At 58.3% G+C, this 22,686-nt stretch carries 22 protein-coding genes; 9 read left to right on the forward strand and 13 right to left on the reverse strand.

Going from position 1 to position 22,686, the window contains the following annotated elements; translation table 11 throughout:
- Positions 1 to 154: 154 nt before the first annotated feature.
- On the reverse strand, positions 155 to 1,288 hold the full coding sequence (locus VD17_RS27275) for a catalase family protein (RefSeq protein ID WP_046056544.1): 1,134 nt from the start codon (positions 1,286 to 1,288) through the stop codon (positions 155 to 157).
- Entirely contained in the window at positions 1,285 to 3,093 is a 1,809-nt protein-coding gene (locus VD17_RS27280) for a di-heme-cytochrome C peroxidase (RefSeq protein ID WP_046056559.1), read from the reverse strand. Before VD17_RS27280 ends, VD17_RS27275 begins: the two co-directional genes overlap by 4 nt.
- 268 nt (positions 3,094 to 3,361) lie before the next feature.
- Here VD17_RS27280 and VD17_RS27285 point away from each other — a divergent pair, with 268 nt between their 5' ends.
- The 5 genes from VD17_RS27285 to VD17_RS27305 all read left to right on the forward strand — a co-directional run bounded on the left by VD17_RS27285 (position 3,362) and on the right by VD17_RS27305 (position 6,058).
- Positions 3,362 to 4,078: an FKBP-type peptidyl-prolyl cis-trans isomerase gene (locus VD17_RS27285; protein ID WP_046056545.1), complete on the forward strand. Its 717-nt coding sequence runs from the start codon at positions 3,362 to 3,364 to the stop codon at positions 4,076 to 4,078.
- A 293-nt stretch (positions 4,079 to 4,371) separates the two neighbouring features.
- Positions 4,372 to 4,827: a YkvA family protein gene (locus VD17_RS27290; protein ID WP_046056546.1), complete on the forward strand. Its 456-nt coding sequence runs from the start codon at positions 4,372 to 4,374 to the stop codon at positions 4,825 to 4,827.
- A 113-nt stretch (positions 4,828 to 4,940) separates the two neighbouring features.
- Positions 4,941 to 5,282, forward strand: a complete 342-nt coding sequence (locus tag VD17_RS27295; RefSeq protein ID WP_024164567.1) for a helix-turn-helix domain-containing protein — start codon at positions 4,941 to 4,943, stop codon at positions 5,280 to 5,282.
- On the forward strand, positions 5,279 to 5,650 hold the full coding sequence (locus VD17_RS27300; RefSeq protein WP_003223109.1) for a hypothetical protein: 372 nt from the start codon (positions 5,279 to 5,281) through the stop codon (positions 5,648 to 5,650). Before VD17_RS27295 ends, VD17_RS27300 begins: the two co-directional genes overlap by 4 nt.
- Complete coding sequence (locus VD17_RS27305; protein ID WP_046056547.1) at positions 5,651 to 6,058, forward strand: sel1 repeat family protein; 408 nt, start codon at positions 5,651 to 5,653, stop codon at positions 6,056 to 6,058.
- Between the two features lie 117 nt (positions 6,059 to 6,175).
- Here the strand turns inward: VD17_RS27305 and VD17_RS27310 are convergent, their stop codons facing one another.
- Together VD17_RS27310 and VD17_RS27315 are read right to left on the reverse strand one after the other, a co-directional pair.
- Entirely contained in the window at positions 6,176 to 7,966 is a 1,791-nt protein-coding gene (locus VD17_RS27310; protein WP_046056548.1) for a bifunctional diguanylate cyclase/phosphodiesterase, read from the reverse strand.
- Positions 7,967 to 8,115: 149 nt separating this feature from the next.
- On the reverse strand, positions 8,116 to 10,197 hold the full coding sequence (locus VD17_RS27315; protein WP_185753232.1) for a carboxy terminal-processing peptidase: 2,082 nt from the start codon (positions 10,195 to 10,197) through the stop codon (positions 8,116 to 8,118).
- 182 nt (positions 10,198 to 10,379) lie between these two features.
- Here VD17_RS27315 and VD17_RS27320 point away from each other — a divergent pair, with 182 nt between their 5' ends.
- Positions 10,380 to 11,342, forward strand: a complete 963-nt coding sequence (locus VD17_RS27320; protein ID WP_046056550.1) for a zinc-binding dehydrogenase — start codon at positions 10,380 to 10,382, stop codon at positions 11,340 to 11,342.
- A gap of 113 nt (positions 11,343 to 11,455) precedes the next feature.
- Here the strand turns inward: VD17_RS27320 and VD17_RS27325 are convergent, their stop codons facing one another.
- The 6 genes from VD17_RS27325 to VD17_RS27350 form a co-directional block, all read right to left on the reverse strand.
- Positions 11,456 to 12,109 (reverse strand): HAD family hydrolase, encoded by a 654-nt coding sequence (locus tag VD17_RS27325; RefSeq protein ID WP_046056551.1) that lies wholly within the window; start codon positions 12,107 to 12,109, stop codon positions 11,456 to 11,458.
- A 34-nt stretch (positions 12,110 to 12,143) separates the two neighbouring features.
- Positions 12,144 to 13,133, reverse strand: coding sequence for an ABC transporter ATP-binding protein (locus tag VD17_RS27330; RefSeq protein WP_046056552.1), 990 nt, complete (start codon positions 13,131 to 13,133; stop codon positions 12,144 to 12,146).
- A complete protein-coding gene (locus VD17_RS27335; protein WP_046056553.1) occupies positions 13,130 to 13,930 on the reverse strand; it encodes an ABC transporter permease in 801 nt (266 codons plus the stop codon). Before VD17_RS27335 ends, VD17_RS27330 begins: the two co-directional genes overlap by 4 nt.
- Positions 13,917 to 14,753 carry an ABC transporter permease gene (locus VD17_RS27340; protein ID WP_185753233.1) on the reverse strand — a complete coding sequence of 279 codons (837 nt, stop codon included), beginning with the start codon at positions 14,751 to 14,753 and terminating at the stop codon, positions 13,917 to 13,919. Before VD17_RS27340 ends, VD17_RS27335 begins: the two co-directional genes overlap by 14 nt.
- Before the next feature lie 5 nt (positions 14,754 to 14,758).
- Positions 14,759 to 15,565 carry an alkaline phosphatase family protein gene (locus tag VD17_RS27345; protein WP_046056555.1) on the reverse strand — a complete coding sequence of 269 codons (807 nt, stop codon included), beginning with the start codon at positions 15,563 to 15,565 and terminating at the stop codon, positions 14,759 to 14,761.
- A 177-nt stretch (positions 15,566 to 15,742) separates the two neighbouring features.
- Complete coding sequence (locus tag VD17_RS27350) at positions 15,743 to 16,813, reverse strand: ABC transporter substrate-binding protein (protein ID WP_046056556.1); 1,071 nt, start codon at positions 16,811 to 16,813, stop codon at positions 15,743 to 15,745.
- Between the two features lie 349 nt (positions 16,814 to 17,162).
- Here VD17_RS27350 and VD17_RS27355 point away from each other — a divergent pair, with 349 nt between their 5' ends.
- Positions 17,163 to 17,876, forward strand: a complete 714-nt coding sequence (locus tag VD17_RS27355) for a UTRA domain-containing protein (protein ID WP_008145862.1) — start codon at positions 17,163 to 17,165, stop codon at positions 17,874 to 17,876.
- Between the two features lie 31 nt (positions 17,877 to 17,907).
- On the opposite strand, the gene VD17_RS27360 is transcribed toward VD17_RS27355, so the two are convergent.
- Complete coding sequence (locus VD17_RS27360) at positions 17,908 to 18,675, reverse strand: DODA-type extradiol aromatic ring-opening family dioxygenase (RefSeq protein ID WP_046056557.1); 768 nt, start codon at positions 18,673 to 18,675, stop codon at positions 17,908 to 17,910.
- Between the two features lie 103 nt (positions 18,676 to 18,778).
- Here VD17_RS27360 and VD17_RS27365 point away from each other — a divergent pair, with 103 nt between their 5' ends.
- A complete protein-coding gene (locus tag VD17_RS27365) occupies positions 18,779 to 19,432 on the forward strand; it encodes a thiopurine S-methyltransferase (protein WP_046056558.1) in 654 nt (217 codons plus the stop codon).
- Between the two features lie 189 nt (positions 19,433 to 19,621).
- On the opposite strand, the gene htpX is transcribed toward VD17_RS27365, so the two are convergent.
- Both htpX and VD17_RS27375 read right to left on the reverse strand, forming a co-directional pair.
- Positions 19,622 to 20,509 carry a protease HtpX gene (htpX, locus tag VD17_RS27370; RefSeq protein WP_008145865.1) on the reverse strand — a complete coding sequence of 296 codons (888 nt, stop codon included), beginning with the start codon at positions 20,507 to 20,509 and terminating at the stop codon, positions 19,622 to 19,624.
- A 316-nt stretch (positions 20,510 to 20,825) separates the two neighbouring features.
- Complete coding sequence (locus tag VD17_RS27375) at positions 20,826 to 22,037, reverse strand: pyridoxal phosphate-dependent aminotransferase (protein ID WP_046056560.1); 1,212 nt, start codon at positions 22,035 to 22,037, stop codon at positions 20,826 to 20,828.
- A 226-nt stretch (positions 22,038 to 22,263) separates the two neighbouring features.
- Between VD17_RS27375 and msrB the strand changes: the two genes are divergently transcribed.
- The gene (gene msrB, locus VD17_RS27380) at positions 22,264 to 22,659 is read left to right on the forward strand and encodes a peptide-methionine (R)-S-oxide reductase MsrB (protein WP_033059242.1); all 396 of its coding nucleotides are present in this window, start codon (positions 22,264 to 22,266) and stop codon (positions 22,657 to 22,659) included.
- Positions 22,660 to 22,686: the final 27 nt, after the last annotated feature.

Genomic DNA, 22,686 nt, shown 5'->3' on the forward strand with positions numbered 1-22,686 from the left:
GTCCGCTGCGCCATATTCGGTAACCTGGAATGCTGAACGCCAGGTCACCACAGAAAGCCCGTTTAATGCGGGCTTTTTGCTGTCTGGGGTTTGGCTTCTGCCGAGGCTCCACCGAGAAAGCGACCTTCGGGTCGCTTTTTTTCGTTCTGCCTTTTTAATGTTCGGCGTTGCGGCTGTGTCGGTAGTCGCTCACGGCTTCATATACGGCTTTGCGCAACCGGTTGATGCCGCCAATGGGGCGATGAGCCTCAAGGCCAAACCACGGATTGAACGACAGGTTATCGCATTGCACGTTCAGCGCAGGCGAATCGAAGTCCTGGGCGGGTACGTTGATCCGCGCCACGGTCTCGAACAGGGCATCGCTTTGCTGCCACTCAATGCTCGTGTCTTCGATCGGCATGTACTTGGCCGGGTCCTGGCGCTGAATCTGCAGGACGAAGCAGGCCGGCATCCGGTCGGTCGACAGTTGCTGGTTCAGCGCATTGCGCAGGAAGTTCGGCAACTTCTGGTTTTGCGCAGGCAGGGTGTAAGTCGGGCAGCTTGCCGGATCGGGCATGACGCGGAACTTGGCATTGGCTTCGCCGAATTTGTAGGGCGAAACCGAAAAGTAAGTCGTCTGGGTCGGGCTTTTCGGGGCGGGTGACAGTGTCGCCAGCGCGATAAACAGATGGCGAACCTGCCAGGTCCGTGGGTCCCAACCCGGGAAGAACGCCATCAGCTTCTTGCCGTCAGCCTGTGCGGCTACATTCTGACGGTACTCGGCGACATCACTGACGAAGAAGTTCGGATGGCTGAACATCACGAAGTCCTGTTCACCACGACTCTGTTGATCATTCAGCAGTTGTGTACCGGACACATCGAGCAACTTGATCGCCATGCCTCGTGCATCGCGGATGCTGTCGAACTGCGGGTAGGCATTGCCGTTGGACAGCCGCATCGTCGCTTGCCAGGTTTTGCCGGGTTGGCTGAACACACCCTGACGCAGTTCGCCCGCCAGATCCGCCAGCACCTGAACCTCGGCCTTCACGCAGCCATGGGCCTTGGCATGGGCGTCGCGCAGGTAGCGGGTGCTTTCCCGGTGCTGATCGACGATGCGCACGGCCGTCTGGATGATGTCTTGGGTCATCGCTGATTCGCCATCCGGAATCAGTTCTTCTGCCGAAACCGGGCCGCTGTGCTGCCAGGCAAACCACGCCGTGCCCAGCGCCCAGCCGAGTAATCCAAGGCCCAGCGACCACAGCAGGGTTTTGCCGAGAAAGGCGCCAAAACGCATCCAGAGTCTACTCATGGCAATTGCGCCTCCAACGGGCCGCCCAATACTTTCAAGTACTCCAGCAACGCCCAGCGTTCCTCCGGACGCAGCCAGCGGCCGATAACGCCATTGCCACGCTTGCCAGCACGGAACTCGTGGCCACTGTTGTGATTGCCGGTGATGCGCGTGTCGAATAAAAATCCATTGGTGAAGGCCTCGGTGCGATAGCCCAGGTGCCTCGGGTCGTACTCGAAAGTGCCTTTGTAGAAGGTGGTTACGCGTTCATCCTGGGGCGAGAGCAACTGATAAATGCTCGGCACCGAACCGTTGTGCAGAAACGGTGCTGTGGCCCAGATTCCCGCCAATGGTCGCGCCTTGTAGGCGCGCAATTCGCGCACGCCAATCGGCAGGCCGAAGCCATCCATGTCCGGTCGTTCGGCCGTAGGAATGTTTGCTTCACGGTAGGCCCGGTTTCCGACGAAAGCGGTGACGTAGGCCAACCCTTTAGCCGATGAGAGCTTGCTCAAATCCAGTGATTCAGTGGGCGCCGGCTGCAATTGCACATCCAGCTGCGCCAGCTCTACTGGGTCCCATTGCAAGGCCGTGAGGTCGAAGCGATGGTCGGCGATGTTATTGGCCGCGCCCGGGTCTGTGCCGATGAACTCCACGGGCAGCATTTTCAGATGTTGCACCCAGCGCCCGCTGCTTTGGACCGATCGAGGTACATGGCAGCCGGCGCAGTTCTCAGTGAACAATTCGCGACCTTTTGCGGCCTGGGTTTTGTCGATGGCACCCAGCAGTTCTTCCGGCCAGGCTGGCGGCTTGAGCCGTTGCAGGGTTTGTTCGATCAGGTGCAGATCGCGCAAGCGGACACTGGACGGATAACGGGCGTCTCCTTTAAGCGGTTGGCCGTCAGCGTCGAAGAGATTCAGCGTGGCGCCCACACCCAAGGCCTCGCCAATGTTGCGGGCCATCGGTTGTTGCGCCGAACCGTTCCACTGCACCCAGTCGAAGGTCCACATGTCCCACAGTTGCGGATAGTCGACCGGAGCATTGGCCACGCGGTAGTTGGTGGCGGAAATCGCATCGCCGAAACTGGCGTTGGCAATGCGTCCGAAAGCGTCGGTGCGGCCGGGGCCTTCTTCGGTAGGATAGAGCCCGCGATGGGTGTCGTTCCAGGCCACCTTCAAGAAGGTGTCGAGCGAGACTTTGACGTCTTTGCGCAGTTGTTGGTGCCGGGCGTCGTAGTCCTGGCCCAACACGTTGCGTGCGAAACGTTCGAATTTCCACGGGTTGTAGTAAGTCGACGTCAGACTCGCTACCAGCGCTTGCCCGAAACTGCCGCCGCGCAACGTAGGAACGCTGGATGGCAGAACGTGCTGTGCCGAACCTCCATCGATGCGCACAGCCTGGCCGTTAAAGCGCAGTTCGCCGGTGTGGCAGGCGGCGCAGGTAATGTCCAGAAACTCATCCTGGCTTCCCGGGTTTTGATGGCGGGCAAAACCCACAGGCAGATTGCCGGGGTTGTTCGGCGTGGGTCTCTGGCTGGGATCGATCAGAAAACCGAAGCGGGCGAGGTATTCGGGGGCGGCGAATCGCTGTTGCGAGAACGGTAATTCGAGGGCCTTGAACCAGTCATAGCGCAAGCCTTTGACCTGAGTACCCTGGGGCGTGAAGTAGTAAATTTCGCGGTCGCTGGCACTCCATTGCTCCAGGTAATGCACCTGCTGCACGGGTGACCAGGCCGGTAATTTCGGGTTGGCGACGTAGTACAGAACCACGGCGAGGCCTAGCCCCAGCAGGACTGCGAGCAGAACCAGCAAGCGAAAGAGGAGGCGCAAGATAAACATCCTTGTCGATTTGTAACTCCCTTATGCCTCAGCACCTGAGGTGCGGCAAGTGGCCATTACGCCAGATGCTGGGGTTCTGCTATCGGTCTCTGTGAGCGCAAGATGACAGAAGCTTCATCGTCCCATTCCCGAAATGCGTTAAAACACCTGAACTTATCAGAAGTTTCCTGCTCTCATGCCGGTAGCCATTGGTCGTGGCCGCCTGATAAGCTCGCGGCTTTACTCGATTGCCCTTTAGGCGCATGAACAAGGAAATAGCATGAAACAGCATCGGTTGGCGGCGGCGGTGGCCCTGGTTAGCCTGGTACTTGCGGGTTGTGATTCGCAGACCAGCGTAGAGCTGAAAACCCCGGCGCAAAAAGCTTCCTACGGGATTGGCCTGAACATGGGCAAGAGCCTGGCTCAGGAAGGCATGGATGATCTGGACTCCAAAGCCGTAGCCCAAGGCATCGAAGATGCCGTCGGCAAGAAAGAACAGAAGCTGAAGGATGACGAACTGGTCGAAGCCTTCGCAGCACTGCAAAAGCGTGCTGAAGAGCGTATGGCCAAAATGAGCGAAGAGTCGGCAGCTGCCGGCAAGAAATTCCTCGAAGACAACGCCAAGAAAGCCGGTGTAACCACCACCGCTTCCGGCCTGCAGTATGAAGTGGTCAAGAAAGCCGATGGCGCACAGCCTAAGCCGACCGACGTAGTGACCGTTCACTACACCGGCACCCTGACCAACGGCACCGTTTTCGACAGTTCCGTCGAGCGTGGCAGCCCGATCGATCTGCCGGTCAGCGGTGTGATTCCGGGTTGGGTCGAAGGCCTGCAACTGATGCACGTTGGCGAGAAGTACAAACTGTACATCCCTAGCGAGCTGGCTTACGGCGCCCAAAGCCCAAGTCCGGCGATTCCAGCCAACTCGGTGCTGGTATTCGATCTGGAACTGCTGGCAATCAAGGATCCGGCAAAACAAGACGCCGTTACCAAGTAATCACCGTCTGCTCTAAAAACAACGCCTCGCTTATGCGGGGCGTTGTTGCATCTGGCGTTCAGCAAAGGTAAACAAAGCGAACGGATGCTGTAGGCTGGAGTCATAGCCATTGAGGACGCCTGTGCTAGCCGCGCCAGAGCGCCAAGTCAATGAAATCTTGGGTTTTTTTATGTGAGTAAAAAACGCCCGATCTGAGTTAGGCCCTTATGAAACGGGGCTTTCAGCCGTGAAAAGCAGCTCTGTTCACAAGGTTATCCACAATTTGTGTGGATAACATTTCAGTGGGAGGAATGATGAAAACACCCTGGAATTTCGCTCGTTTCCTGCCTCTGGCCGGACGCCTGCTCGCGCGTGGACGTTTGCCGACCTTGCTCTTCGCGGTGGCCAGCAAAGGTGCCAGCCAGGGTAACCGGCTGGGCAAGCTCAAGGATGATCTACGCCTGTTGCAGGCACTCTGCCTGGCTTACTGGCGCGGTGAGTATCGGGCCATCAGCCCCAAAGCACTGATATCGGTGGTGGCAGGCCTGATGTACTTCCTCAGCCCGCTGGATGCCGTTCCGGACTTCATTCCAGTGTTCGGCATGCTCGATGACATCGCGGTGCTGGCCTGGCTGATGAAAGTTCTCGACGATGAACTCAATGCCTTCCGCGCCTGGCGCAAGCGTCAGATGCCGGAAAAGCTTGCGGTGGTCGAACGCCTGCCCGATACCCCGGAACAACTTCAACTTCAGGGGCCGAAAAAAAACTGAACTGATTCAATCTCATCCACAGATTGATACCCCCGCGACCTTGGCCGCTGTTAGGATTACACTTCTAGGGAAAAGTGCCGACTCGCTAAGTGTTGTTGTCCTACGGGGTAGTCATGGATATTCAGATAATTACACGCGAAGGAGAGCCCGAGTATGCGGTTCTGCCATGGGCTCAGTATCAGGCTCTACTAAAAGCAGCAGGCATCAATGAACAACCGCCGCGGGTCGCCCCAGAGCGTCAAGCGGCAACACCAGACCAGATTCTTCCGGGTCTGGATCAACTACGCAGTTTGCGCGAAGGGAAGGGCATCGCCATCGAGGCGTTGGCCCGCACGGTAGGCATCAGCCCTTCTTATCTGGCCTTGATCGAAAGTGGCGAGCGTCTACCCGACGCTGCGATTCGCCGCAGCCTGGCCTGGGAATTGACGGTGCCAGGGTGGAGGGATGAATCGTGAGCGTACGCATCAGTCGTCAACATTGGGACGGGTTGCTGGGCGAACTGGATCAGGCGCGTCGCCAGCGTCATCTTCTGACATACCGGGCGTTGCTCGAACGTTTGCAACTGCCCACACCGGCCATGCAAACCCTGACCGCCGCGCTTGAGCATCTGGCCGCGCTGGACGCCAAGGCCGAGCAGCCACTGCGCAGTTCGCTGGTGATCAGCCAAGGTGCCAGCCGCCTGCCGCGCACTGGGTTCTTTGAGTGTGTCGAACGTCTGGGGCGTTTCTCCGGGCCGTCCGATGGTGTGGCCGCAGCGTCCTGGCATGCCTCGGAAGTGGTGCGGGTGTTCGAATACGAGTACCCGGAATCGGCGGAGGCCTGAGTGTTTTTAAAACTCAAAGCGCGGGCCAGTTACTGGCTGGCGCGTAGGCTGTTTCACTGGTCGTGGTTTGTGCGTCAGCCGCGTGGCTGGAGCTGGCTCGAAGGCCAGTTCGCACGCATGGCGAACCTGGGTGATGTTGGCGCCCAGAGCTTCTATGGCCACATCCTGACCTTTCGCGGCGTCGGCCTTGGGGCTCGCGAAGAGGGCGTGCGATTGCTGCGCCTGGCGGCGTTGGCGGGGGATGGCAAAGCGGCGTATCAGGTGGGCGTGATCAGTCTCGCCGGAACGCCGAGCAAGGCGCCGGATGCGGTTGAAGCTGCGCGGTTTTGGGAGATGGCCGCCAAAGCAGGGCATCCGCTGGCCGAGCTCAAGTTGAAAGAGTTAGCGGCTCGGGGTGATGGGCAATAACCCGAACCTGTGTTGCCTGAGCAGGCGCCATCGCGAGCAAGCTCGCTCCCACATTGGATCTTCGTCGTTCACAAATCCCCTGTGGGAGCGAGCTTGCTCGCGATGGCGTCAGAAAACTCAGCGCTGCCCTTCAAGCAATACACTCTCTTTCCCAGGCACCGCCAGACTATCAATCACATGCACGCTATACCCCGGCACATTCTTCGCGTGATGCTTGGCCTGCGATGCCATCTCCGCCAGCTGGCTTGCATCGAGTTGTCCACAGGCCTGTGGATGTAAATGCACCACGCCGATCGACAGTGACAACAATGCAAACTCCTGACGCACACCCTGACGGTTTGGAGCAATGAAGCAGCCGGCTTCCAGATGTTCGCTGCGATAAAAACGTCGGCATTGGCTCTGGAAGTCGTCCAGCAGCTGGTTCAAGCGTTTGCGCCAGTCTTCCGGGCCGAGCACCAGCAGGAAGTCATCGCCGCCGATATGGCCGACAAAGTCGCGGGAAGGGTCTACGCGGTCATTCAGGCATTGCGCCAGGCACAGTAGAACTTCGTCCCCGCGGCCGTAACCGTAGATGTCGTTGAAGGGTTTGAAACTGTCAATGTCCACATAGCAAATCACCGACTCCCGTTGCTGTTGCAGCACTCGCGTCAGGCATTGCTGGATCGGCACGTTGCCCGGCAACAGGGTCAGTGGGTTAGCGTAACGGGCTTGCTGGATCTTCAGTTCGGTAATCAGTTTAAGTACGTCGATTACTCGGCCCAATCCCAGGTAACCGCCGTTGAGGGTGATGATGAAGTCTTCTTCGATGCGCTGTCGCGCGCGGCTGGTGATCAGTCGGCTCACTTGTTGCAAAGACTGGGTCATCTCAACGGCGAGGAAGTCATCGCTCATCAAGCGACTGATCGGCTTGCGGGCGAACAGGTCGGTGGCAAAAGGCTTGAGCAGTGCATCGGAGAGCGAATGCCGGTGGACGATGCCGCAGGGCTGACCTTGTTCGTCGAGTACCGCCAGGGAGTTCAGGTTGGCCTGGCGGCGAAAGGCTTCCAGCACCGTGGCAGTCGGTGTATCGCGACCCATTGCCGGTTGGTCGTTGAGCAAAGCGCTAAGGTCGCTGACTTCATCATTCAATGCCACCGCTGTGCTTTCCCGTTTGGGCATCAGGGCTCGGGCATCATGAGGTGGATGTTCCTGGGGGCGGCAGAGCAGATAACCCTGAACCAGATCGACGCCCATCTCGGTCAGCACCGCGAGTTCTTCCGGCAGCTCGATACCTTCGGCGATCACTTGTGCCCGTGAGGCCTTGGCAATTTGCAGGATAGAGCCAACGAACTCGCGCTTGAGCGCGTCCTGGTGAATGCCGTCGATGAAGTGTCGATCAATCTTCACGTAGTCCGGACGCAATTCAGACCACAGCCGCAAACTCGAATAGCCTGCGCCCAGATCATCCAGAGCAATGGAAAACCCCATCGCTCGATAGTGGTGCAGCGCGGTTTGCAGCAGCTCGAAATCGTCGGTCGGGGTTTGTTCAGTCAGTTCGATCACCACCTGACTCGGCGGTATACCGAAGTCCTGCAGCAGTTGCAGGGTACGACCGGGTTGGTGGGCGGCTTCGAGCAGGGATTCAGGGGAAACGTTGAGGAATAGTTTGCCGGGCAGTTGCTGCTCATTGAAACGTCGGCAGGCGCTTTGACGGCAAGCGATTTCCAGTTCGCTCAGGCGGCCAGCCTGACGGGCGACGGCGAACAGTGCGAGGGGAGAGTGCAGCGGACTGTTGGAGGGGCCGCGACTAAGGGCTTCGTAACCGATAATGCGTCGCTCAGAGAGGGAAATGATCGGCTGGAACAAGCTGTGCAAACCGCTTTGAGCCAGTATGGAACTCAAGGCACTCAGCTGTTCTGTGGTGGTCATGGCTTTCTCTGGCGATAAAAAAAGGACTGGGAGCACTCTCTTGGATAAAGAGGGGCTCCCAGTCCTTTATTTCACGACAGAATGATGACTGTTTGATGACGCTCCGGGGAGCATCAGCATTAAATTGCCATCATCTCGCTTGTAACAACTTAGTGCTTGGCTACCGTGGTATTGAGTTTCAAGTAGTCCAACAGAATCCGCCCGGTCTCGCTCAGGTAGGCATCGTCTTCTGGTTTGGTCTTGTCTGGCTCGGCCGCGATCGAGTCTTCGTCTTCTTTCTTCAGCTCTTTGAGCGGCTCTTCACCCTTGGCCTTGCGACGGATGTTTTCCATGACCAGTTGCTTGGCTTCTATGTCGGCGTGTTGCTTACGACGATCGACTTCGTTGAGGCTGACGGTTTTTTCTTCCATCAGCTTCTGGGCCAAGGCCAACTTGTCGCGGATAAACACAAACTCGGCGTCTTTGGCCGAGCGTGCGTCATGCTCGGATTTAAGCTGCGAGATGTAAGGCTTGAACGGGTCGACCGCAGGCTTGATGGCCGCGCGGATGGTGTCCCACGGCATGGCTTCAGGCAGTGCGCTTTCACCGATTTCCTTGGTGTCGATGATCGAGGGGTAATCGATGTCCGGCAGTACGCCCTGATGCTGGGTGCTCTGGCCGGAAACCCGGTAGAACTTGGCCAGGGTCAGTTTCAGTTCGCCATGGTTCAGCGGCTGAATGGTCTGCACGGTGCCTTTGCCGAAGGTCTGGCCGCCGATGATCAACGCGCGGTGATAGTCCTGCATGGCGCCGGCAAAAATCTCCGAAGCCGAGGCAGACAAGCGGTTGACCAGCAACGCCATCGGCCCTTTGTAGAAGGCACCCGGGTTTTCGTCTTCCAGCACATCGACCCGGCCATCGGCATTACGCACGAGAACGGTCGGACCTTTGTCGATGAACAGACTGGTCAGCTCGGTGGCTTCCTGCAGGGAACCGCCGCCGTTATTGCGCAGGTCGATGACCACGCCGTCGACCTTGTCTTTCTGCAACTCGGTCAGCAGTTTCTTGACGTCGCGAGTGGTGCTCTTGTAGTCCGGGTCGCCAGCACGGAAAGCCTTGAAGTCCAGGTAGAAGGCCGGGATCTCGATGACGCCGAGCTTGTAGTCCTTGCCGTCCTGTTTCAGGTTGAGGACCGACTTCTTCACCGCCTGGTCTTCAAGCTTCACCGCTTCACGGGTGATCGGGACGATCTTGCTGGTCTGGTCGTTCGGCGCATTGCTGGCCGGGATCACTTCCAGGCGCACCACGGTGCCTTTCGGCCCACGGATCAACTTGACCACTTCGTCCAAGCGCCAGCCGACCACGTCGACCATTTCTTTGTTGCCCTGGGCAACGCCGATGATCTTGTCGGCCGGTGCAACTTGTTTGGTCTTGTCGGCCGGGCCTGCAGGCACCAGACGCACGATTTTCACTTGGTCGTTGTCGCTCTGCAACACGGCGCCAATGCCCTCGAGGGACAGGCTCATGTTGATGTCGAAGTTTTCCGCGTTATCCGGCGACAGATAGTTGGTGTGCGGGTCGTAGGACATGGCGAAGGTATTGATGTACGCCTGGAAGATGTCTTCCGGACGGGTCTGGTCCAGGCGCGCCAATTGGTTCTTGTAGCGCTTGGTCAGGGTTTCCTGAATCTGCTTGGAGTCCTTGCCCGCGATCTTCTGCCGCAAGACTTCGTCCTTGACGCGTTTGCGCCACAGGTCGTCGAGTTCTGCGGTGTTCTTGAGCCAAGGGGCGTCCTTGCGATCGATCAGCAAGGTTTCCTTGGCGGTGAAGTCGATCTTGTCGACGCCTTTGTTCAGCTCTGCAAGGGCGAAGTCCAGACGCGCTTTGACGCGGTCCAGGTAGCGCTTGTAGATGGTGAACCCGGCATTCAGGTCGCCGCTTTTGAGGAAGTCGTCAAACTGGGTTTTCCACTTGTCGAATTCGGCAATGTCGCTGGCCATGAAGTAGCTGCGCGACGGGTCCAGCAGCTTGAGGTAGCTGTCATAGATGATCACGGAGCGCGCGTCATCGAGCGGCGGCTTGCTGTAGTGATGGCGCTTGAGCAACTCGACGACATTCAGGCTGGCGATCACTTCGTCACGATCAGGCTGAAGCTTGTCCCAGCTATTGGCTGCAAACGAATTGGTCGACATCGGCAACAGACCGATACCAATGAATAGGGCTAGGGCGGTGCTGGGGAAAAAATGCTTCATGCTGATTCGACGCGGGGACAATTGATCACGCATATTAGGCCGTCTTTGAAGTCGCCGGTACCACCAGGTTGTATACGAAAACTGCCTGCTAGCTTTCGTATAGGCCCCAGGGCCGGTCGCATAATGCAAGAAAGCCCGGCGCTACAGCTACGGGCTCAGTCCAGACTCACTATGGAGGCACTGTGAAAGCATTGCAAGGCGTTGAAGGTCGAGTGGAGTGGGTTGAAGAGCCCAGTCCTACATGCGATGTAGGACAAGTTCGGATTCGAGTGGCGGCGGCGGGTCTCAATCGCGCCGATTTGTTACAGAAGGCGGGTCTTTATCCGCCACCGCCGGGAGCCAGTCAGGTACTGGGTCTTGAGTGTTCCGGGGTAATCAGCGAGGTGGGGCCGGGCTCGTCCTGGCAGGTCGGGGATCGGGTTTGCGCCTTGCTGGCCGGGGGCGGGATGGCCGAGGAGGTAGTTGTCGACGGACGGCATGTGTTGCCGGTTCCCGAAGGTTTGTCCTTGGCTGAGGCGGCAGCGCTGCCAGAAGTGTATGCGACCGTTTGGCTGAATTTGTTTCAACTGGCTGCGCTCAAGCCGGGTGAGAAAGTTCTGCTGCACGCCGGAGCAAGTGGAATCGGTTCAGCTGCCATTCAGCTGTGCAAGGCGTTTGGCAACCCGTGCTGGGTCAGCGTCGGTTCCGCCGAGCGTTTGGCTTACTGCGAAGCGCTGGGGGCGCAAGGTGGGGTCGTGCGCAACGGGGATCTGGACAGCTTGAGCGACCTGGGCCCGTTCGATGTGATTCTCGACCCGGTGGGCGGCAACTACGCCGCGCTGAATCTGAAACTGATGGCGCGCGATGGTCGTTGGGTGCTGATCGGCCTGATGGGCGGTCGTGAGGCGCAGCTGGATCTGGCGCAGGTACTGGCCAAGCGCGTGCAGCTGCTGGGCTCGACCTTGCGCAGTCGCGACGAGCAGTTCAAGGCTGATCTGTTCAGCGATCTCAGCCAGCATGTCTGGCCGCTGTTTGCTGAAGGCCGTCTGAGTCCGCAATTGGCCAAGACCTTCCCGATCAAGGACGCCGAAGCGGCGTTTGCGGAGTTGGCGACTAATAAGGTGTCGGGGAAATTGGTGCTGGTGATTGACGAAAGCCTGACCTGAAATCGGGTTGGCTGCCAAAAGATCGCAGCCTCGCTTCGCTCGACAGCTCCTACAGGTGTAAGTAATCCATTTGTAGGAGCTGTCGAGCGAAGCGAGGCTGCGATCTTTTGCTTTTACTTCCAGAGATGGATTGGCCAGCCGGCCTTTTCTGCGTGCTCAAGCAGCACCGGATCCGGGTTTACCACGTGTGGGAAATCCACCTTCAGCAGCAACGGCAAATCATTGCGTGAGTCGGAGTAGAAACTGGCGCCCTCAAGGTTTTCCTCTTCCGCATCCAGCCATTCCAGCAAGCGCGTGATCTTGCCTTCGCGGTAGGTCAGCGTGCCTACCGTATTGCCGCTATAAACCCCATGCGTCACTTCCAGCTCGATGCCGAGAATCTCGTCGATGCCCAAACGATCGGCAATCGGCCTCACCAGATGCGTACCCGACGCCGAAATCACCAAAATCCGGTCGCCGGCCTTGCGATGGGCTGCAATGGCTTTGGTGGCGTCACTGAAAATGATCGGCTCGATGAAGTCTTCCACCCAAGGCCCTACCAAATGGTCGACCTCTTCCGGCGTGCGCCCGATCATCGGCTCCAGGCTGAAGGTCATGTACTCCTCCATGCGCAGTTTGCCGTGGCTGTAGGCGTCCATCAGTTCATTGTTCTGACGCATGAACGACTCGGGATCGACCCAGCCCAGGCGGCCCATTTGCTCGCTCCAAAGGGTGGCGCAGTCGCCATGGATCAGGGTTTCGTCCAGATCAAAAATTGCCAGGGCCATCAGTGCGGTTCTCTCTTCAACATCAGCAAAGTCATCAGGCTACCTCACACAGGGCCGTCGGATCGATGGAAAGCGCCAGACGCTGACCATCGGGATGCAGATCGGCCGCCGAGCGGTTCAGCACATCCACCACCAATTCCACGCCCCGGGCTTCGACCCGGTAGCGAATCACGTTGCCCAGCAGGCTGTGGCTGCGGATTTGTGCATCGAGTTCGCCGTTCAGGCTGAGTTCGATGGCTTCCGGGCGAATTGCGATTCGGTGGGCGATTGGCCGCCGCAGTAGTTTCGTCGCGCTGTCGGCATCCAGCAGGTTGTAGTTGCCGATGAAGCCTGCGGCAAAAACATCCACGGGGGCGGTGTAAAGGGTCTGGGCGTCGCCGCTTTGTACGATCTTTCCCTGATTCATCAAGAAAATTCGGTCGGACATCGTCAGGGCTTCTTCCTGATCGTGAGTGACGAAGATCGTGGTCAAGCCGAGTTCTCGCTGGATCTGACGGATTTGTTCGCGCAAGTGCTTGCGAATCCGCGCATCGAGGGCCGACAGCGGTTCATCCAGCAACAACAGACGTGGCCGCGTGACCAACGAGCGCGCGAGGGCAACTCGCTGGCATTGGCCGCCGGACAGTTGATGCGGATAACGCGCGGCGAAGTCGTTGAGTTCCACCAGTTTCAGTACTTCGGCAACACGCCTGTGGCTGTCGTCGGCATTGACCTTTTGCATGCGTAAACCGAAGGCGACGTTCTGCTCAACCGTCATGTTCGGAAACAGCGCGTAGCTCTGGAACACCATGCCGATCCCGCGTTTCTGCGGGCTCAATGGAACGAGGTCCTGGCCATCGAGCAGGATTTTGCCGCCGTCCACCGAGGTCAGCCCGGCAATGCAGCGAAGCAGTGTGGACTTGCCGCAACCGGACGGGCCGAGGAGGGTGACGAACTCACCCTTCTGGATTTCACAGTTGATGTCGCTGAACACCGTGGTGCCCGCGTAGCTTTTCAGTAGGTGTTGGACGCTGACGAAGCTCATTGGCTTTTGTCCTTGTTCAAAATATTGGCCGCCCAGGTCAGAACCAGCACAAAGAAGAAATAGGAAATCACCAGCGCACTGGTGAAGTGGCCGCTGCTGTTGCGCATGTTGTTGAGGTAGACCTGCAGGGTTTCGTAGCGGGTCCCTACGAGGATGTTGGCGAACACGAACTCACCAAACAGGAACGAGAACGACAGCAGCAACGCCACCATCAAACCTTTGCGCAAGTTTGGCAGCACCACCAGGAACGCCGCTTGCCAGGTGCTGGCACCGAGCAGTTGGGCGGAGTCCATCAGGTCTCGCAGGTTGATCGCCTGCAGGTTGTTGGTGATTGCCCGGTACATGAACGGCAGCGCTACGGTGAAGTAACAACCGATCAGAATCCACGGCGTACCGACCATCGCAAACGGCCCGGAACCGTAGAGCTGTAACAGGCCCACTGACGACACCACCGGCGGCACCGCGAAGGGCAGCAGGATCAGGATGTTCATCAGCGCATCGAGTTTCGGGAAGTGGTAATGCACCACAAACAGCAACGGCAGAATCAGCACCACCGACAGAATCAGCGAGCCGACGCAGACCAGCAGCGATTGGCCGAACGAATGGAGAAACCGCGGATCGCTCCACAGTTGGATGTACCACTTGAAGGTAAAGCCGCTGGGCAGAATCGTCGCCGACCAACTGCTGGCGATCGAGTAAATCAACGTCCCGGCCAGTGGTAGCAACAGAATGGCGAACAGCAAATACACCACCACCCGGTGATAGACACCGACGGGCCCCAACTCAGCGCGAGACATGGTAGCTCCTCTTCAACAGCAGCTGATGGACGATGGTCACCAGGGTCATCAACGCCACCAGCACCACGGCCAGGGCACTGGCCAGGTTCGGGTCCAGGGAAATATCGCCGGAAACCATCGCCGCGATGCGGATCGGCAGCACGTTGAAGTTGCCGGTGGTCAGGGCATACACCGTGGCGTACGCGCCCAGGGCGTTGGCCAGCAGGATCACAAACGTACCGAGCAGCGCTGGGGTCAGCACTGGCAAACCGATGTGCCGCCAGAACTGCCAGCCATTGGCACCGAGCAATTCGGCGGATTCACGCCAGTCTTCGCGCAAGGCGTCAAAGGCCGGGTAGAGCAGCAGCACGCCCAGCGGAATCTGGAAGTAGGTGTAGAGAATGATCAGCCCGGTTTTCGAATACAGGTTGAAGTCCTGAATGATCCCGGCCTGCTTGAGCATGATGGTGAAGCTGCCGTTGAAGCCCAGCAGAATGATGAACGCGAAGGCCAAAGGCACGCCGGCAAAGTTGCTGGTCATGTTGGCGAAGGCATTCACGAAGTTGCGCAGTTTCGAGTCGACCCGGCGCAGGGAGTAGGCGCCGAGCACCGCGATGATGATCCCGAACACGCTGGACCAGAAACTGATCTCGAGGCTGAACTGGATCGCCTGCAGATAGAACTTCGAATTGAAGATCCTGGTGAAGTTGGCGATGCCCCAGCCGAACTCTTCCGATTGCAGGCTGTTGATCATCACCCAGGACAGCGGGGCGATCTGGAACACGATAAAGAACAGTGCGAAAGGCACCAGGCACAAGGCTGCCAGCCATTTGCCGCGCGTCATGGTGTTCACTTGAGCAGCTCCCGGCACACAGGTTTGTCGTGGGCCACACCCAGCAGTTCGCAGACGGTGCCGCAGATTTCAGTCTGTTTCGGTGCGGCGTTGGCATTGAGGCTGAAAGCGTCGCCGAGGACGAACAGCGGTACTTCACGCTCTTCCGGCAGCAGGCCGTTGTGAGAACGGTCGTTGTTCATGCCATGGTCGGCGGTCACCAGCACTTGATAACCGCTGTCGAGCCAGCCTTGCAGGTAGTCGGCCAGAATAATGTCGGCCGAGCGTGCGCTGTTACGGTATTGCGGGGTGTCGAGGCCGTGCTTGTGCCCGGCGTCGTCGATGTTCATGGGGTGGACCAGTAAAAAGTTCGGCGCATGACGCAGGCGCAGGTTTTCGGCGTCGGCGAACAGGTGCGAGTCCGGGTAGTGATCGTTCCAGTAGAAATGACCGTGCTGGATTGGCAGGTCAGGGGCGTCGGTGTGACGATCCCGCGCGGCAATAAACGGTGAACGGTTATACAGCTCGCTGACCCAGTGATAGGCCGCGGCGGCGGTTACAAGGCCGGCATCGCAGGCGTAGTGATAGATGCTGCGCTGGTTGGACAGGCGCGAGACATTGTTGTGGACGATGCCACTGTCGATCGGCGTGACGCCGGTCAGGATGCACTCGTAAAGCGGACGGGACAGCGCCGGCAATTCGCACTCCAGTTTGTAGAGCGCCGCGCGTCCTGCGCCGACATAAGCCTGCAGGTGCCCCATGGCGTGACGGGCGACCTCGTAATTGAGGCCGTCGAGCACGACAAGGATGACGTTGTGCTTCATAGGGGCGATGACTCCGCAAACAGATGATTCAAGAACGCAACCAACCCCCTGTGGGAGCGAGCTTGCTCGCGATAGGGATCCGACATTCAACACTTCTGTTGACTGGCAGTCCCTCATCGCGAGCAAGCTCGCTCCCACATAGGGTCTCCATCAGATCTCCAAATGGGATCTACCGCATTACTGCTTCATGTTGACGATGACTTCTTCCTGCCACTTCTGAGGAAGGGCTTTGGAGGTCTTTTCCCATGCGTCTGCGTCTTTGATCGGCGTGACCTTTTTGTACTGCTCGTTAGGCAGCAACTGGGCCTGAACCTCGGGCGGCAGGGTCAAATGCTCGGCGCGGATCGGACGTGCGTTGCCTTTCGCGAGGTTGATCTGGCCGGCGTCGCTGAAGATGTATTCGCGGGCCAGTTTGGCGGCATTCGGGTGCTTGGCGTATTTGTTGATGATGGTGGTGTAACCGGAAATCACCGAACCATCGGATGGAATCAGCACGGTGTAGTCATCCGGGTTGACCATTTTGGCCTTGTAGCTCAAACCGTTGAAGTCCCAGACCACGCCGACTTCGATTTCACCCTTTTCCATGGTGGCAATTGTCGGGTTGGCCATCGACAGGCGACCTTGCTTGGCGATCTCGGAAAACAGATCCAGCGCCGGCTGGAGGTTTTTCTCATCGCCGCCGTTGGCAAGCGCGGCAGCCAGAACGCCGTTGGCCGCTTGGGCCGCAGTGCTCACATCGCCGATGGACACTTTGTATTTGCCGTCCTTGAGGTCAGCCCATTTGGTCGGAGCGTCGGAGCCGTGCAGCAACTTTTTGTTGACGATGAACGCGATGGTGCCGGTGTAGGCGAGCGCCCAGTTGCCGTCCTTATCCTTTGCCCAGCTCGGGATCTGATCCCAGGTGCTTGGCTTGTAAGGTTGTACAACGCCTTGCTTCACCGAGATCGGACCGAACGCGGCACCGACATCACCGATATCGGCAGTGGCGTTATCTTTTTCAGCGGCGAACTTGGCGATTTCCTGGGCCGAGCTCATGTCGGTGTCGATGTGTTTCAGGCCGTAGTTCTTGGCCAGGTCATCCCAGGTGCCTTTCCAGTTGGCCCAGTTGTCGGGCATGCCGACGCTGTTGACCTCACCTTCCGCTTTCGCCGCGGCTTCCAGGGTTTTCAAATCGGTATCAGCCGCCATCGCGGCGGTGCACATGGCAATGGTCGAGCCTAACAGTGAGGCCAGGAAAAGCTGTTTCATCCGAAGCTCCTTTGGGCGTTTTCAACGCTGCGATTGCGGTTGTGTTGGTCTAGGTCAGCAATACCTGAGCCAATTTAGGCGCCTCTGATGACATTTTGATGTCGACGACTGGTCGGCCTATATTTTTTGAGCGGCAATGCTCAGGCTTCGGAGTAAGCGTAGACCATGGCTAATAGGCTGATATAAAAGGACTTGGCCGTGAAATTGCAGGCGTCTGGATCAACCGTTCGGCGGCTTTGTCATCTGTCAGTCATGTGCAGTGCCTAGGCTTGTCGGGAGTTGAGGGAACCGATTTGAGTCGCGGTTCCGCCCCGAAACAGTGCTGGTCTAGTCCAGATAGGTAACGTTGATGCGCATCGAGACAACCAAAGCGGTGACAGCCATCGGGCAGGTTCTGCAGGAACAGCTCGACCATGGCCTGTTGGCGCCTGGGAGCAAACTACCGGCCGAGCGCAAGCTCAGTGAGTTGTTCGGTACCACGCGGATCACCGTGCGTGAAGCGTTGTTGCAACTGGAAGCCCAGGGACAGATTTATCGGGAGGAGCGCCGTGGCTGGTTCGTGTCGCCGCCGCGCCTGGCCTACAACCTGATGCAGCGCAGTCACTTTCACGCGATGGTCAGTGCGCAGGGGCGGGTGCCGTCCACCGAGGTGATTTCAGCGCGGCTGCAACCGGCGTCGGCGGCGGTCTGTGCCTGGTTGCAGTTGCCGGCGTTGTCCAGCGTGATTCAGATTTGCCGGGCACGGCGGATTGATGAGCGGCTGGTGTTGTATGTGGAGCACTATTTGAATCCGCAGTTTTTTCCGGGGATTCTGGATTTCGATTTGAATCAATCGATTACCGAGCTGTATGCGCGACATTACGACTTGCACTATGGGCGGGTGCGCTTCGAGATTGTGCCGACAGCGTTGTCGGTGGATGCGGCGGCGGCTTTACGGGTGTCGGTGGGAAGTCCGGGGTTGCGCATCGCTAGGGTCAATTACGATCAGCATGAGCGGTTGATCGATTGTGATCTGGAGTTCTGGCGGCACGACGCGATTCATGTCGGGGTCGATGTGGTCTGAGCCTGGCCGCCACAAACTGTGAGTTTTTACGTTATCCGAAGCGGTAAATGTCCATGCCCAAGGCCCCCATGGTGAATCCCTTGTGGGCCACGCTGAAGTTTCCTCCGGCGCCGCGGGCAAAATACAAAGGCAGCAAATGTTCATCACTCGGATGGTTGCGCACCGCATTCGGTGCTTGCTGACGGTAGTCGTGCAACGCGATTTCGTCGTTGGCAGCAAGTTTTTCGATCATCCAGTCACGAAACGCCTGGGCCCAGGGTTCGACGCTTTCTGTGCCGGCGTGCCAGTCCAGTTCGCGCAGGTTGTGGGTGATGCTCCCGGAACCGATCAGCAGCACGCCGTGTTCGCGCAGACTGGCCAGGGCATGACCGACGCGGGTCTGCAGGGCCGGGCCGCCGCGTGTAGGCAGCGAGACTTGCACCACGGGGATATCGGCTTGTGGATACATCAATGACAGCGGCACCCAAACCCCGTGGTCGAACGGCCGCTTGGCATCGATGCGTGCGGGCAGGCCGTCAGCGTTCAGCAGCTCAACAACCTCTGCGGCCAATTGTGGATTGCCGGGCGCCGGGTATTGCACGTCGAATAACGCCTGCGGAAACCCGCCGAAGTCATGCCAGGTTTCAGGCTGGGGATTGCCGCTGACAAGCAACTCATTGCTTTCCCAATGCGCAGAAACAATTACGATGGCTTTGGGTTTCGGTAATTCTGCGGCCAGGCGAGCGAGAGCAGGCCCGCTGGCGCCCGGTTCCAGTGCCAACATGGGCGAGCCATGGGATATGTACAGGCTGGGGAACATGAATGAGCTCCTGAGGGGTAAGATGGCATCATCTTCAGTCAGATCATTGATCTAAATCTAATATAAGTTTTAGAGTCTTTTGATCGAATTTTCGGGATTAATTATGCAGCCGGAGTTTTGGCACAAGCGGTGGACGTCGAATCAGATCGGCTTTCACCTGCCGGAAGTAAATCCATATCTGCAACGGTACTGGCCGCAGCTGGGCCTGGAAGAGGGTGCGCGCGTACTGGTGCCGCTATGTGGGAAAACCCTGGATCTGCTGTGGCTGGCGAAATGCGGTCACGAGGTGCTGGGCATCGAGTTGTCGGAAAAAGCGGTGGAAGACTTTTTCCACGAGCATCAATTTGATCCTGACGTCAGCGATCAAGGCCCCTTCACGGTCTATCGGGCGGGTTCGATCGAGATCTGGTGCGGTGATTTCTTCGCGTTGACGGCCGGCGATGTCGCCGATTGCAGTGCGCTGTACGACCGCGCTGCATTGATCGCCTTGCCGCCGAAGATGCGCGAGCAATACGCCGAGCACCTGAAGCGGATTGTGCCGAAGGATTCGCTGGGGCTGCTGATCACCCTGGATTACGACCAGGCACAAAGGGAGGGGCCGCCCTTTGCAGTGCTGGATGACGAAGTGCAACGGTTGTTCGGTGCTTCGTGGGAGTTGAAGATTCTGGAAGACCAGGACGTTCTGGGCGAGAGCTGGAAGTTCGTGGAAAGCGGTGTTACGCGGCTTGAAGAGCGGGTTTATCGGGTTTCCAGCTGACAGATTTGTATTGTTTGTGCTGGCCTCTTCGCGAGCAGGCTCGCTCCCACATTAGAATGCATTCCAATGTGGGAGCGAGCCTGCTCCGGGCGGCGCTCCGACGAAAGGGCCCTGAAGAACACCGCAACATTCAAGCAGACAAAAAAAGGCCCGCATCACTGCGGGCCTTTTCTTTTAGTGCGGAACCTCTCAGCCCCGACGACGCAACGCGTCGATACGCTCTTCCAGCGGCGGATGGCTCATGAACATGCGGGCGAACCCCTGTTTGATGCCACCGTTGATGCCGAAAGCCGTCAGGGTGTCCGGCATGTGCACCGGCAGCCCCTGTTCCGCACGCAGGCGTTGCAAGGCGCCGATCATTGCGGCGGTACCGGCCAGACGTGCACCGGCTTCGTCTGCGCGGAATTCGCGTTTACGCGAGAACCACATGACGATGGCGCTGGCCAGAATGCCCAGGACCAGTTCGGCGAAGATGGTTGCCACGTAATAGGCGATGCCCTGGCCTTCTTCGTTCTTGAAGATCACCTTGTCGACAAAGTTGCCGATGATCCGTGCGAAGAACATCACGAAGGTGTTCACCACGCCCTGGACCAATGCCAGGGTGACCATGTCGCCATTGGCTACGTGGCCGATTTCGTGAGCCAGAACGGCCTTCACTTCATCTGGCGAGAAACGCTCGAGCAGCCCTTGGCTGACCGCGACCAACGCGTCGTTCTTGTTCCAGCCGGTGGCAAAGGCGTTCGCCTCGTAGGCCGGGAAAATACCGACTTCGGGCATCTTGATCCCGGCTTCCCGGGACAATTGCTCGACGGTTTGCAGCAGCCATTGCTCGTGACGTGTGCGCGGCTGGCTGATGATTTGGGTGCTGGTGCTCATCTTCGCCATCCACTTGGAGATGAACAGCGAGAACAGCGAACCGGCGAAACCAAAGACCGCACAGAAAATCAGCAGCTGATTGAGGTTGAGATCAACCCCGTTGGCCGCCATGAACCCGTTGAAGCCGAAAAGGCTCAGGGTGATGCTGGCAATCAGCACGACCGCCAGGTTAGTGGCCAAAAACAGCAGGATGCGCATCATGGTTGTAGAAGTCTCCTCATGCTAAAGATGTAGCGTACTGCGGGGTATATAAGGTGCTGACCCGGGCTATTCAACCAGGTGACTATTTCAAACTGTGTCCTACGGCAACAGTCTAGCCGTTTGAAGGGCATTGCCGACGTCGATGCGGGAAGCGTTTTTCAGCCAATTAGCGTCATAAGCCCCGCCGTTGTTAGACGAGAGCGCGCAACGAGCCATCGGTCAGCGATTGAAGAAGCGATGTTCGGCAGGGCGCAAAGAAATGTTGCTGAATCCATCACCGTGCGACTTGTGCAAGCGTCGCACGGTGACAGGCAGGTTACTGGCGATAGGATTTGAGGAAGTTGCCGATACGTCCGATGGCCATGTCCAGGTCGTCCACGCGCGGCAGGGTCACCACACGGAAGTGGTCCGGCCATGGCCAGTTGAAGGCGGTGCCTTGAACCACCAGCAGCTTCTCCGACAGCAGCAGGTCAAGCACGAATTTCTCGTCGTTATGGATCGGGCAGACTTTCGGGTCGATCCGTGGGAACGCATACAGCGCGCCCATTGGCTTGACGCAGCTCACGCCGGGAATGTCGTTGAGCAGTTCCCAGGTACGGTTGCGCTGTTCCAACAGTCGTCCGTTGGGCAATACCAGATCATTGATGCTCTGGTAGCCGCCGAGGGCGGTCTGGATCGCATGCTGGCTCGGTACGTTGGCACACAGGCGCATGTTGGCCAGCATGTCGATGCCTTCGATGTAGCTCTGGGCGTGGTGTTTCGGGCCGGAAATGGCGATCCAGCCGGAACGGAAACCCGCCACGCGATAAGACTTGGACAGACCATTGAACGTCAGGCACAGCAGGTCTGGCGCCAGGGAAGCCGTGCAGATGTGCACGGCATCGTCGTACAGAATCTTGTCGTAGATTTCGTCGGAAAAAACCACCAGGTTGTGCTGACGGGCCAGTTCCAGCATGCCCAACAGGACTTCTTTGGAATACACCGCGCCGGTCGGGTTGTTCGGGTTGATGATCACCAGTGCTTTGGTGTTCGGGGTGATCTTGGCCTTGATGTCGGCCAGATCCGGCCACCAGTTGGCCTGTTCGTCGCACAGGTAATGCACCGGGTTGCCGCCCGACAGGCTCACCGCGGCGGTCCACAGCGGGTAGTCCGGAGCCGGGACCAGCACTTCGTCGCCGTTGTTGAGGAGGGCCTGCATCGACATCACGATCAGCTCGGAAACGCCGTTGCCCAAATAGATGTCTTCAATGCCGACGCCTTCTACCTGCTTTTGCTGGTAGTACTGCATCACGGCCTTGCGGGCGCTGAACAGGCCTTTGGAGTCGCTGTAGCCCTGAGCGGTCGGCAGGTTGCGGATGACGTCCTGGAGGATTTCATCCGGCGCTTCGAAACCAAAAGGCGCCGGGTTGCCGATGTTCAGCTTGAGGATGCGATGGCCTTCCTCTTCCAGGCGTTTGGCGTGCTTGAGCACTGGGCCGCGAATGTCGTAGCAGACGTTGGCGAGCTTGTTCGATTTGCTGACCTGCATGGCGATGTGTTCCCGAAAATGAACGATCCAGGCGGCGTATGAACGACCGTGCTGGGAATCCTGCGTATTCACACAGGCCTGACGCCTTGAGTGGCGGCACTCATAAATCCGTTTGAATGCGCGTGGTCTGGCTGCCAGACTGGCGTTTGACGAGGCGCAATCATACGTGCCGCCCGATCCGTGGAAAAGGTACAGATCGGGCTTTTTCAGCTGCTGAGGTGTGATGATGGAAAAGTTGGAAAAAACCCTGGAAGAATGGCGGGCGATGCTCGATCCGGAGCAGTACAACGTTTGCCGCCTCAAGGGCACCGAACGACCGTTCTCCGGCAAGTACAACGACAGCAAGGTTGATGGCGTTTACCACTGCATCTGCTGCAACGAGCCGCTGTTCGACTCCAAAACCAAATTCGACTCCGGCTGCGGCTGGCCGAGCTTCTACGCGCCGATCGGTGACAGCGCCATGGTCGAGATCCGTGACGTCAGCCACGGCATGATCCGCACCGAAGTGGTCTGCGCCAAATGCGATGCGCACCTGGGGCACGTGTTCCCGGACGGCCCGCCACCGACCGGCCTGCGTTATTGCATCAACTCAGTGTGCCTGGACCTGGTGCCGCGCTCGTAATGCGAGCCCTGTAGGAGCTGCCGAAGG

Origin of the sequence: Pseudomonas fluorescens (genome assembly GCF_000968015.1) — a bacterium.
Lineage (GTDB): Bacteria > Pseudomonadota > Gammaproteobacteria > Pseudomonadales > Pseudomonadaceae > Aquipseudomonas > Aquipseudomonas fluorescens_W.

What these genes read in the sequence shown, in the direction of transcription:
- VD17_RS27365 (WP_046056558.1), top strand. Translation starts at nt 18,779, where the DNA reads ATGCAGCCGGAGTTTTGGCACAAGCGGTGGACGTCGAATCAGATCGGC.
- VD17_RS27335 (WP_046056553.1), bottom strand. Translation starts at nt 13,930, where the DNA reads ATGTCTCGCGCTGAGTTGGGGCCCGTCGGTGTCTATCACCGGGTGGTG.
- VD17_RS27295 (WP_024164567.1), top strand. Translation starts at nt 4,941, where the DNA reads ATGGATATTCAGATAATTACACGCGAAGGAGAGCCCGAGTATGCGGTT.
- VD17_RS27375 (WP_046056560.1), bottom strand. Translation starts at nt 22,037, where the DNA reads ATGCAGGTCAGCAAATCGAACAAGCTCGCCAACGTCTGCTACGACATT.
- VD17_RS27310 (WP_046056548.1), bottom strand. Translation starts at nt 7,966, where the DNA reads ATGACCACCACAGAACAGCTGAGTGCCTTGAGTTCCATACTGGCTCAA.
- VD17_RS27325 (WP_046056551.1), bottom strand. Translation starts at nt 12,109, where the DNA reads ATGGCCCTGGCAATTTTTGATCTGGACGAAACCCTGATCCATGGCGAC.
- VD17_RS27355 (WP_008145862.1), top strand. Translation starts at nt 17,163, where the DNA reads ATGCGCATCGAGACAACCAAAGCGGTGACAGCCATCGGGCAGGTTCTG.
- VD17_RS27340 (WP_185753233.1), bottom strand. Translation starts at nt 14,753, where the DNA reads ATGACGCGCGGCAAATGGCTGGCAGCCTTGTGCCTGGTGCCTTTCGCA.
- VD17_RS27315 (WP_185753232.1), bottom strand. Translation starts at nt 10,197, where the DNA reads ATGAAGCATTTTTTCCCCAGCACCGCCCTAGCCCTATTCATTGGTATC.
- VD17_RS27360 (WP_046056557.1), bottom strand. Translation starts at nt 18,675, where the DNA reads ATGTTCCCCAGCCTGTACATATCCCATGGCTCGCCCATGTTGGCACTG.
- VD17_RS27285 (WP_046056545.1), top strand. Translation starts at nt 3,362, where the DNA reads ATGAAACAGCATCGGTTGGCGGCGGCGGTGGCCCTGGTTAGCCTGGTA.
- msrB (WP_033059242.1), top strand. Translation starts at nt 22,264, where the DNA reads ATGGAAAAGTTGGAAAAAACCCTGGAAGAATGGCGGGCGATGCTCGAT.
- VD17_RS27345 (WP_046056555.1), bottom strand. Translation starts at nt 15,565, where the DNA reads ATGAAGCACAACGTCATCCTTGTCGTGCTCGACGGCCTCAATTACGAG.
- htpX (WP_008145865.1), bottom strand. Translation starts at nt 20,509, where the DNA reads ATGATGCGCATCCTGCTGTTTTTGGCCACTAACCTGGCGGTCGTGCTG.
- VD17_RS27290 (WP_046056546.1), top strand. Translation starts at nt 4,372, where the DNA reads ATGAAAACACCCTGGAATTTCGCTCGTTTCCTGCCTCTGGCCGGACGC.
- VD17_RS27330 (WP_046056552.1), bottom strand. Translation starts at nt 13,133, where the DNA reads ATGAGCTTCGTCAGCGTCCAACACCTACTGAAAAGCTACGCGGGCACC.
- VD17_RS27275 (WP_046056544.1), bottom strand. Translation starts at nt 1,288, where the DNA reads ATGAGTAGACTCTGGATGCGTTTTGGCGCCTTTCTCGGCAAAACCCTG.
- VD17_RS27350 (WP_046056556.1), bottom strand. Translation starts at nt 16,813, where the DNA reads ATGAAACAGCTTTTCCTGGCCTCACTGTTAGGCTCGACCATTGCCATG.